General features: G+C 64.4%; 8 protein-coding genes and 1 pseudogene. All 9 read right to left on the reverse strand.

Annotated elements, in window-relative coordinates:
* Positions 1-115: 115 nt before the first annotated feature.
* Complete coding sequence (locus tag OOJ09_RS19735) at positions 116-661, reverse strand: DUF2285 domain-containing protein (protein WP_269906781.1); 546 nt, start codon at positions 659-661, stop codon at positions 116-118.
* Positions 633-881, reverse strand: coding sequence for a transcriptional regulator domain-containing protein (locus tag OOJ09_RS19740; RefSeq protein WP_269906782.1), 249 nt, complete (start codon positions 879-881; stop codon positions 633-635). Before OOJ09_RS19740 ends, OOJ09_RS19735 begins: the two co-directional genes overlap by 29 nt.
* A gap of 134 nt (positions 882-1,015) precedes the next feature.
* Positions 1,016-1,276: a DNA -binding domain-containing protein gene (locus tag OOJ09_RS19745; protein WP_269906783.1), complete on the reverse strand. Its 261-nt coding sequence runs from the start codon at positions 1,274-1,276 to the stop codon at positions 1,016-1,018.
* Between the two features lie 179 nt (positions 1,277-1,455).
* The gene (locus OOJ09_RS19750; protein ID WP_023731557.1) at positions 1,456-1,782 is read right to left on the reverse strand and encodes a DUF736 domain-containing protein; all 327 of its coding nucleotides are present in this window, start codon (positions 1,780-1,782) and stop codon (positions 1,456-1,458) included.
* 615 nt (positions 1,783-2,397) lie between these two features.
* On the reverse strand, positions 2,398-2,838 hold the full coding sequence (locus tag OOJ09_RS19755) for a hypothetical protein (protein WP_269906784.1): 441 nt from the start codon (positions 2,836-2,838) through the stop codon (positions 2,398-2,400).
* A 135-nt stretch (positions 2,839-2,973) separates the two neighbouring features.
* Positions 2,974-3,141 (reverse strand): hypothetical protein, encoded by a 168-nt coding sequence (locus tag OOJ09_RS19760; RefSeq protein ID WP_008877981.1) that lies wholly within the window; start codon positions 3,139-3,141, stop codon positions 2,974-2,976.
* Between the two features lie 205 nt (positions 3,142-3,346).
* Positions 3,347-3,742 (reverse strand): hypothetical protein, encoded by a 396-nt coding sequence (locus OOJ09_RS19765; protein ID WP_269906785.1) that lies wholly within the window; start codon positions 3,740-3,742, stop codon positions 3,347-3,349.
* 120 nt (positions 3,743-3,862) lie between these two features.
* Complete coding sequence (locus OOJ09_RS19770) at positions 3,863-4,789, reverse strand: DUF2493 domain-containing protein (protein WP_269906786.1); 927 nt, start codon at positions 4,787-4,789, stop codon at positions 3,863-3,865.
* 338 nt (positions 4,790-5,127) lie between these two features.
* Positions 5,128-5,976: pseudogene (locus tag OOJ09_RS19775) on the reverse strand (DUF7146 domain-containing protein); the annotation flags it as partial.
* Positions 5,977-6,000: the final 24 nt, after the last annotated feature.

Here is a 6,000-nt window from a genome sequence, read left to right on the forward strand (position 1 = left end):
CGGCCGCTGGCGTTCAGCGGTGGACGGCGACCACGGTGGCGGAGAATGGGCTTCGCAAGGGATGGGGAAGTTGAGGGAGGCTAAAATCCCACCCCCTCGTCCGGGGCCAGAACCGCTACGGTCGACGGCGATGACGCAGGATCTGCAAATAGCCGCCGCCGATCATGGCGGTGGCGCCTTCGACGAGACCGATCACCGCATCGCGCAGCGCGGACGTTTTCCAAGGATCGGCGGCGACGCGCTTAAACCCGTAAAGGGCGACGGCAATGTCGCGGTAGCTCGCGCCATTCGAGTGGCCGTCAGCGGCCTGTATCATCAGTCGAAAGCGGCGGCGCTGCTGCGGGGTCATCCGCGTGTCCGAAGGTGTGGGGCGCTCCTGCCAGGAACGCCAGAAACGGGTGAGTGCTTCGATCCGTCCCAACGTCTCTGCATCCAAAGGGATCAACGCCGCCAAAGGGCCGTGCGGCTCACTACCGGGCAGAAGCAGAAGTTGGGTGGAGACACCTGCACTGTGGACGATGTGACGTCCTTCCGGGGTGTTGTGGACCGCCCCCAGACCGGTCAAAGGCGCCGATCGCAACGACGACAGGAATTCCGGCGCCGGCACGAGGGAAACCACGGCTGGATCGACGTCAGGCGCCCACAGAACGTCTTGCGCCAAGGCGGACAAATCCGGCCTGGCCGGGAAATCGTAACCCCCACAGCCGCTGTGTCTCAGGGTGGAAGGGTGCTTTTTCGGCTCTTGTGGTCAGGAGCGCTTGGTAGTGCCGCTGATAGGGTTCGTGACGCCGCAGGCACTCCCAGGCGAGCCCTTCGATGGGTAATGTATCGAAATAATCATAGCTGGCATTGTCTCGCCAATGCGACGTATCCGGCCTCATCCAAGAGCTCCTCGCAAGAAACGCGTAGACCCCGCCTCAAAACAATTCCGGGTTGTGGCGATTGGCGGAAGACCCTCGCCGGGCATCGGGTGATGCCGTTTCGGCATCACCCGGGAACCACAGGAGCGGTGGTGCTAGTTGCCGGGTTGACGCAAGAGATGGCGGTAGCCAGCACGCGCCATCCAGCGCGCTCGCGCCAGATGGCTGTCATGGATACGCCGGGCGCGTTGTGGCTCCTTCGTCAGGTCGATCCCGAAGAGAATTTCGACCACCTCGCGCCAGTCCGCGCCGTCGTCGGCGGCGTCAAGCAGGCGCACATAGAGCTTGACGTGTTCCCGATCGTATTCGGTGAGTTCGTCACCGGTCGGCGCGGTTTCGTCAAACGGCTCGATCATCGCTTGCCCTCCTCTTCACCAGAGTGAAAACTTGCATTCTATAGAAACAACAGCACCGACGGAGGATGGTTGATCAGCATCAGGCGATGCGGTTTCAGCATCGCTCTCGGCTCGAGTGAACCGGACCGGCCGTCCGCGGAAGAAGGCCCCGGCCTTCCGGCCGGGGCCTGCGCGGGTCCTTAGTCGCCCCGCCGCGCGTTCGGGCGGGACCAGATGAGCGAGAAGCCCTCACCTTCCTCATCGTCAAAGAGGTTGGCGTAGATCGGGGCGTTGAAGCTCGGATCGTCGAGCTTGAGACCGAGGTAGTCGCGGCCCTCGTTGGAGGTCTTCGACCAGGCGGCGCCGATCTCGGCGCGACCGACCAGCACCCGGTGGCTGGGAGCGTTCTCGCCAGTGGCGCGGGTGTCTGGGACGATGCGCACGTTCTTGGCCTGGACGCTGAGGGTGACGATTTCACCGGTGAACTCGTTCGAGGCGGACTTCTTGAAGGTGCCGATGGTAGCCATTGTAAGTCTCCATTTTCTGTTCCCGAGCCCGCACCATGCGGCCTCGATGGCGATCACTTGGCCGGAGGCGAGCGACGACGCATCGCTTGCGACCGGAGCAACGCGGAGGACGGCGCAGGAACGACTTTCTTGTCTCGCGAGGAATGGCGGCGCTCGGGGTCCCCATGCGCTTGCGGCATGGGGTGGGAGCCGGCAGGGGAAGAAAGTCGAGACGCGCCGTTGCGGCTCAGGCGGTCGAGGCTTCAGCCGTCCTTCGGGCAGATCAGCCAATTGAAGAGGCCGTTTGGAGCGCTCTTGGGACAGATTGGCAACGGAGACGGTGGCGTCCAACGCGCCTCCAGCAGATCGCTACGAGTTCACTGGCGTCGTCCACGCATGCCAGGCATCGGATCCCGCGCACCTCCAACGACGCGGCGACCGGTCGCGCTGCCGTCCTGCCACCGACTGGTCGGCCTGCCTTGCGGGGTCGACCGAAGAAAGTCCAAGTCCACAAACGAGGCCGCGCCGGGACTGCCCAATGCTCGATCATTGACATGCAACCCGATTGCTCCAACCACCGATGATGAGGAAGCTAGGCCTTCGTCGGTCTGGTCCACCCGCCTCGCTCGCGCGGGTTTAAGCTTGAACCATGTCCCTGCCGGATTGGTCGGCGGCGGCCATGCCCGCGACCCGCAGAAATGCCGTGACGCCGACGGCGACCGCGCCAATGACGGAAAAGACAATCTGCCAGGTTTCCGAAGGCATCATGTGCTTCGCGATGCCATGGGTGGCATGGTAGCCGGCAACGATCGCGCGAGCGACGAAGACCAGCGCGATCGCCTGCTTCGCCCACATGGGGCGAACGAAGCCGAGGAGGATTCGGCCGACGCCGAGCGTCAACCCGGCTGCGAGAATGCCGACAAGGATCGCGCCAAGCCAGCCGGCGCCGGTGTTGAATGCCCATGTACTTGCGTTGACGCCGACGAACAACGGGAGGGCGACGATAGCAAGCGTGAAGAGCAACCAGCACAAGATGCCGATGGCCGCGATGCAAAGGAGAATGCCGAGGATGATCATGGTGGTGTCTCCGAGAGAATAGCTCTGGCGATTGCGCCTTCCACCACCACCTGGCGCAGTGCACAGCATAGCAAAGGAAAAGCGCGGGCGAAACCCGCCGGTGTTCTTGCATCGCCAGGCGCGATGTCCGCCCCGTCATGGGGCGAACGGGTCGATTTCGCCGATGATGGCGGTGTCGTCGCCGTCATACTCGTTTGCCGGCACGACCGAGAGAGTGCCGTCGCCAGCACGAAAGATGACGATGGTGACCATGAGGGTGGCGGCGAGGCTGAAGGCGAAGGCATGTGCGTCGGCGAAGGACATCGACCCGGCTCCTGTTTGAAGCGGAGGACCCTCCCCCGCTGACAGGCGCCCGATGTGTTCGGCCGATGGCCGCAATCACCGCGAAGGCGAAGCCGGAGCGGCGGCACGCTTCGCGTAGTCCGACCCCTTGCGGGTTGATGGCTTCAGGCCATCGGCTGGACCAAGGATCAGCGCAATGGATCGCGGGGGTGCGGTCATCTTCAAGTCAGGAGCAGCGGGCGCTGTTGACGCGACGCTCTTGCTCCAGGAGCGTCTGAGCGAGCTGCCGCGCGATGTGGCGGGCGTCGAGGGAGAAACCGGACGGCCATGATCGCGACGGATCCCGTTGGAAGCCGCCTCGCTGAAAATGAGGATGAAGCTGGGCGATGACGCTGTGCAGTCGCGGTGGCAGGTCCAATCCAGCTCTCTCGGCGTAACGAGCCGCCTTATCGAGATCGTGCCCGATATTGCGGCGGTTCCAGTGATCATCGGTCGCAACTCTGAGAAGATGCGACTTCAGGAGCAATTCAATGGCGATGGCGATGGCGTGAAGGGCCGCATTGTCCCTGTCTCGATCCGCCGCCCAGTCAGCGCCATCAAGGTGGACGGCGGCATTGCGCAAGAAGGTGTCGGCAAGCGTGATGTCCGGCGTGAAGCTTTCGGGAAAGGATACGAGCGACATGGCTTGAAGAATGCCGTGCCTCCCCGGCTATTTATAGGGGGGCTTAGGTTCCGACGGCGCTTACGCGCCGCCGTTGCCGAGCCGATAGACCGGGATGCCGAGCTTGCGGGCCTTGTCCGCGAGGTTCTCCTGAATGCCGGTGCCCGAGAAGATGACGACGCCGATCGGCATGACCGCCAACATCTGGTCGTTGCGCTTGAAGGGAGCGGCCTTGGCATGTTTGCTCCAGTCAGGCTTGAAGGCGACCTGCGGCACCTTGCGATGATCGGCCCAGCGAGCGGCGATCTTTTCGGCGCCTTTCGGTGATCCGCCGTGCAGCAGCACCATGTCGGGGTGCTTGGCGCGGATTTGGTCGAGCTTTGCCCAGATCAGCTCGTGATCGGCGGTATCGCCGCCGGAGAAGGCGATCCTGGGGCCGGCGGGTAACATGATTTCGGTTTCCGCGCGCCGCCTGGCCGCGAGGAAGTCGCGGCTATCGATCATTGCGGCGGTGAGATGGTGGTGGTTGACCATCGACCCCGTGCGGGGTCGCCAGGCCGAGCCGGTGTACTGATCGTAGTGGTCGGCGGCCTGGTCACGCATGAGCTCGAAGGCGTCGCGCCGTTCGATCATGGTCTGGCCCTGGGCGGTGAGTGTCTCGAGTTCAACCGCCTTGATCTCGCTGCCGTCCTGTTCGCGCTGCAGGCGGCGCTGGGCCTGCTCGTTGTCGTCCAGTTGCCGCTCGATCCGTTGTACAGCGCGGTGGAAGACATTGGTGACGGACCAGAGGAGGTCATCGAGGTCGGGTTCGAGGCGCGTGTCAGCGAAGGTGGCGATGAGGGCGTCAAAAATGTCGGCCACGGCTCCGGCCACTTGGTCACCAGCGGGGAGCGGTCGCGGATCTGGCTCGTCCGCATAGGGACGCCAGCCATAGAGCTGGAGTTCGGTGAGGATATGATCGGTCGGAGAAGCGGCGTGGTGCGGTTCGGTGTCGTCGTGCTCGCTCATTGCGATGCTCCCGTCGGTTTGACCGCGACCCCCGCGGCCTTCATGGCGACGAGAGCCCACGGGCGGGACGGTCCGACACCCGCAGCGAAGCGGAGGGCCGGAGCGCAGCGGAGGATGGCGGCGGCCGGCTATTTTGCCTCGCGATGGAAAGGCGTCGCACCCTATCGCTGGCTTTCGCCAGCAATCGCGCGTCGCCGGAAAATAGTCGGCCGCCGCCATTGCCTGACCGGCACGACTGTGGGCCCGATCGCCCTCTTGAAGGCCGGGTCGCGGTTCTCTACCGGCGGGCTTCCATCCATGCGATGCGGCCACCGTGCGCCGCACGCTTCCCCTCCGGCTCATGCCGCCTGTGTCAGATAGCGGTGACGATCCCTGCGCATGAGCTGGTCCGCAATCGAGGCTCGGAAAGCGGCCAGTCCGAAATGGCGGAGGTCTTCGTTGAAGTCCTCCGTCTCCGGCGACAGCACGACTGCCTCGATTCCGGCGTCCGTCGCGCGCTCGAGCAGGCTGTCTCGGGCACCGTCACCGGCCGGATCGTTGTCGCGGATGACATAGAGCCGCCGCAGGTTCGGAGGGAACAGGATGGCGGCAAGATGGGCTGCCGAGAGTGCCGCAGCCATCGCCATGTCGGGCAAGGCGCATCTGAGCGACAGCGTCGTCTCGATGCCTTCGCCTGCCGCCATGACGCTGCCGGGTACGCCGAAGCGGACGGCGTGACCGAGAAGGTCACCCATTGCCCGACGCGGTGTGTCGACGAGTGCCTTGCCGGCGCCGTCCGGTGCGAGCCAGGTGCGGTGCGCGCCGGTCAGATGCCCATCCAGGTCGGTAACGGCGGCAATCATCGCCGGCCAGGTCTCCGTCGGTCCAGTATCGTCGGGCCGGTAGTAGCAGCGCGGATGGAACCGCAGCGATCCGGTGCCGTACAAAGTCGTAACGCCGCGTCCACGCAAATACGTTTCCACGACGGTGCCGATGATGGGCTTCGACATGGCGACAAGTCGTCGGGCTGCTTCCCGAGAACCGGTGCGAGCCGGAGGCGGCTTCGTCGTCGGCCGTAGCTCGGACTCTCCATCCGGCATGGCGAGGAAGGCGCGTGCCTGGTCAGCTACCTCCTTGAAGTCGGCTAGCCCGAGGGATTCACGGATGACATCGAGCAAATCGCCATGCTCGCCGGTGGCGGCGTCGGTCTTATGTGCAGTTCAACATAAGGT

Source organism: Mesorhizobium qingshengii (assembly GCF_027563465.1).
In the GTDB taxonomy this organism is placed as follows: domain Bacteria; phylum Pseudomonadota; class Alphaproteobacteria; order Rhizobiales; family Rhizobiaceae; genus Mesorhizobium; species Mesorhizobium qingshengii_A.

Excerpts from the sequence above, each read along its gene's own strand:
- OOJ09_RS19740 (WP_269906782.1), bottom strand. The coding sequence starts at position 881 with ATGAGGCCGGATACGTCGCATTGGCGAGACAATGCCAGCTATGATTAT.
- OOJ09_RS19745 (WP_269906783.1), bottom strand. The coding sequence starts at position 1,276 with ATGATCGAGCCGTTTGACGAAACCGCGCCGACCGGTGACGAACTCACC.
- OOJ09_RS19750 (WP_023731557.1), bottom strand. The coding sequence starts at position 1,782 with ATGGCTACCATCGGCACCTTCAAGAAGTCCGCCTCGAACGAGTTCACC.
- OOJ09_RS19755 (WP_269906784.1), bottom strand. The coding sequence starts at position 2,838 with ATGATCATCCTCGGCATTCTCCTTTGCATCGCGGCCATCGGCATCTTG.
- OOJ09_RS19760 (WP_008877981.1), bottom strand. The coding sequence starts at position 3,141 with ATGTCCTTCGCCGACGCACATGCCTTCGCCTTCAGCCTCGCCGCCACC.
- OOJ09_RS19770 (WP_269906786.1), bottom strand. The coding sequence starts at position 4,789 with ATGAGCGAGCACGACGACACCGAACCGCACCACGCCGCTTCTCCGACC.